General features: G+C 63.4%; 3 protein-coding genes and 1 pseudogene. 2 read left to right on the plus strand and 2 right to left on the minus strand.

The window, feature by feature from the left end:
* The first annotated feature begins 806 nt into the window (after window positions 1–806).
* Window positions 807–1,274: a DUF6082 family protein gene (locus tag ACFZDC_RS41905; protein WP_391332351.1), complete on the plus strand. Its 468-nt coding sequence runs from the start codon at window positions 807–809 to the stop codon at window positions 1,272–1,274.
* Between the two features lie 117 nt (window positions 1,275–1,391).
* Window positions 1,392–1,574 (plus strand): DUF397 domain-containing protein, encoded by a 183-nt coding sequence (locus ACFZDC_RS41910; protein ID WP_391332353.1) that lies wholly within the window; start codon window positions 1,392–1,394, stop codon window positions 1,572–1,574.
* 275 nt (window positions 1,575–1,849) lie between these two features.
* Here the strand turns inward: ACFZDC_RS41910 and ACFZDC_RS41915 are convergent.
* Both ACFZDC_RS41915 and ACFZDC_RS41920 read right to left on the minus strand, forming a co-directional pair.
* A pseudogene (locus ACFZDC_RS41915) lies at window positions 1,850–3,024 on the minus strand (IS110 family transposase).
* 182 nt (window positions 3,025–3,206) lie between these two features.
* The coding region (locus ACFZDC_RS41920; RefSeq protein WP_391332354.1) for an integrase core domain-containing protein at window positions 3,207–3,623 on the minus strand (417 nt) is incomplete at its 5' end.

The following is a 3,623-nucleotide window of genomic DNA, read 5'->3' on the forward strand; positions in this document are numbered from 1 at the left end:
GAATGATCACGGATCCCGTGTCCGCTCTATCGTCCACCCCAACCCGCAGCGTTCTCACGCCAGTTGGGCGATCCCGGGAACTTGCGCAAGCCCTGTGGGTTGGCGACTGCGAGGATGCGATTCCGCCCGGGATCGAGCACGCATTGACGCGAGCCATCGGATCCGACGGGGTTCGGATCCCGCTGGCGGCAGTGAGGGGTCTTCGGTATTCAAATATGGCGGCTGAAAGATCGATTGAGGTGCTGACTCCATTGCTTCATCACCCATCTGCACTCGTACGGCACGAGGTGAAATCTGTGATCTCGGCCGCGATTTCCTAACCCGAGGAGTGCTCGCCGCAACCTGCACCTTGGGTACGCGGTCGGTGGAGCGGCTTTGGGCTGGAGTTTCAATGGGCGAGTCAAGCGGCGGGCTGTGCGACCAGTAGCCGAAGAAGTGAAGGGCCGGGTCTCTGACCTGCGGCCACGTAATCGATCAACGCTGCGACCTGCGACTTAGCTGTCGGTGGTTGTCAGCGTTGGTCGTCGTTGAGCACCCCCGCACGGCCCAGAGACGGCCCCGAGCGGGGGTGCCGCGGCGTGCCCCTCGATGCGAACTCCGAGCAAAGCGGCTGCTGAGGTCTGCCGGGCTGGTCATGAGAGCCAGGGGGTCCATGGTCGGTTCAGGCAGGTCGATTCTCTGTAACTCCGTTGCTGTACTTGCTACCCGGGGAGAACAGCGCCTTCGAACAGAAATGCGATTGTTTGAACGAGCCGAACGGGCGGGCAGCCAACCCTGGCAGAGGCCGTCAAGGGGGGTCGGACGACATGAACCAGATCATCTCGTTAATATCCGTCATTATCTCGGCTGCCGCCCTCGCCATTATTGCAGTTTCACTTGCCTATCAATCTCGACAGATCAAGATTACTCAAGACGAGGCCATGAGGTCGCGCCACCGAGATCTAGTGATTATGTCAATGGATGATCCCACACTGCAGGAATCCTGGGGTGGCATGCCATTTCCTGGAGTCTCAGCAGAAAGGCGTAGGCAGCTACTTTTTGCCAATCTTATTTTCTCTTGGTACTTCTCGTCCTACCTCCTCAAAGATGCAAACGATGCCCAGCTGAGGGTCAACCTAGGCGCCTTCTTCCAGGGGGAGGTGGGGAGACAGTATTGGAGTTTGAGCAGGTCGGGGTGGCTGGAATTGATAGACTCCGCAGAAACCAAGAGGAAGAGAGACTTTTCCTCGATCGCCGAGAGCTGCTATCGGTCTGCAACTCCAGGAAGCCGTTGAATCGGGTAATGGCTGCCATTAGGCGCTAACCATACGGCGCGACTTTTGCGCCCATGGTCCGCCGGGGCGGTTACCTGTTCGAGAATTCATCCATTTCTTGGAAATCGAGGTTGCGAAGTGAGTGATCCCGTCTACAAGAAGAGCTCAAGGTCGGGGCCTACCGATTCCTGTGTCGAGGTCGCACGTCTGCCCGAACGAGCGTTGGTCCGTGATTCAAAGCACAGAAAGGGCGCTAACCTGAAATTCACAGAAGAATGCTGGAGTGAATTTTTGAAAGGGGTTGTAAAAGAAAGGGCGTGAACCGACTAAAGGCCAGAAAACGCCCATACCCCTAGCTTGGGGATGGCAGTGAACGAGGTCGGCGTAGCGACTTTGGCCGGGAGTTTCAATGACCGAGTCAAGGCTGTGGCCGCCCTCCACTCGTGAGGGCGGCAGCTCGTCGCGGAGGTCGTCTGTGCCTCAGCCGACGAAAGCCAGCCACGACGGCGGGCGCGCCGGCCGATCAGGTGCGCGTGTGTCTCGCCGCAGCCCCGCCGGCCTCAGCCACGTTGCTGGCTTTGTGGCCGCGGGTTGAGTCAGGCTGCCTGCGGGATGGGTGGGGTGGGGGTGAATGGCCGGTCGTCGCGTAGGAGGGCCCACAGCACGCTGGTGCGGCGTCGTGCGAGGGCGATGACGGCCTGGACGTGTTTGCAGCCCTCGCCGCGTTTCTTGAGGTAGTAGTCCCGGTTGGGGCCGTCGCGGATGATGCTGGTCTGTGCGGAGAGGTAGAAGACTCTGAGGAGGCGGCGGCTGTAGCGCTTGGGGCGGTGCCGGTGCGGCGGCCGGAATCGCGGGGGACGGGGACCAGTCCAGCGGCCGAGGCGAGGTGGCCGGCGTCGGCGTAGGCGGTCATGTCGCCCGCGGCGACGACGAACTCGGCTCCGAGGATGGGGCCCATGCCGGGCAGCGACTCGATGATCTCGGCCTGGGGGTGGGTGCGGAATGTGTCGCGGATCTGCCGGTCGATGCGCCTCAGCCGGTCGTCCAGGGCCAGAATCTGAGTAGCCAGATCGGCGACGATCTGTGCAGCGGTGTCCTCGCCGGGCAGCGCGGTCTGCTGGGCCTGGGCCGCTTCCACAGCCGCGGCGGCCACACTGTCCGCGTCGCGGACACCTTGATTGATCACCCAGGCTGTCAGGCGGGCCGCGACGCGTCGGCGGAGAGCGGCCGGGGTCTGGTAGCCGGTGAGCAGCACCAGTGCGCCCTTGCGGGCCGAGTAGTCGAAGGCTCGTTCCAGGGCGGGGAACATGCCGGTGAGCACGTCGCGGAGCCGGTTGACCGTCCGCACCCGGTCGGTGACCAGGTCGGTGCGGTGAGCGGTCAGGAGCGCGAGGTCGGCGGCCAGCTGCGCGGGAACGTCCAGGGTGGCGAAGTCCCGTCGATGGCGGGCGGTTTCGGCGATGACATAGGCGTCGCGGGCATCCGTCTTGGCCTCGCCCCGGTAGGCGCCGGCCATGCGGTTGACCGTCCGCCCGGGCACGTAGACAGGCTGCTGCCCGTGGGCTGTCAGCAGCGCCAGCAGCAGTGCGGAGGACCTGCTGGAGATGTCCACCGCCCAGTGCACCTCATCGGCCAGGTCCAGGATCTCGCCGAGTGCGGTCAGGATCGCCGACTCGTCATTTTCGATCTTCTTCGACCACAGAGTCGCGCCGGTCTCGTCGACCACCGCGGCCCAGTGATGGCCCTTGCCCGCGTCGATACCGACCCATATCCGGGCCGCTGTTTGCTCACGCGTCCCTCCCGCAGCCGAGTTCCTTGACGTCGGCCCGTAGGACACCCCGTCGTCAGCTCCGTAAACAGCGACGCGTTCCGCGTATTTCAATCAGCGACCAGGGCGCCCCGAGGACCGGACGGTGAGCTGAACCGGGTTTCGTAGAGTCCGCTGGTCATGTTTCAGGCGGCCTGCGGTTCTTCTTCCAGGCTTCGCCGGAAGTCGCGTTCGTACTCGGCGGGCGGTACATAGCCGAGCGCGGAGTGGAGACGTTCCTCGTTGTACCACGTCACCCACTGGAAGATCGCCCGCTCGACCTGCTCGAAGTCTCGCCAAGGGCCCTGCATCTCGATCAGCTCGGCCTTGAAGGTGCCGTTGAGGGCCTCGGCCATGGCGTTGTCATACGAGTCCGCGACGGAGCCAACCGAGGCGGAAGCGCCGACATCTGCCAGCCGCTCGGTGTAGCGGATAGACACATATTGACTGCCGCGATCCGAATGGTGGATGAGGCCGGAGTCCTTCTTGATCCGGCGTCTCCACAGTGCCATCTCCAGGGCGTCCAGCGGGAGTTCGGTACGCATGTGGTCGGCGACCTGCCA

Source organism: Streptomyces sp. NPDC007905 (genome assembly GCF_042959345.1).
Taxonomy (GTDB): domain Bacteria; phylum Actinomycetota; class Actinomycetes; order Streptomycetales; family Streptomycetaceae; genus Streptomyces.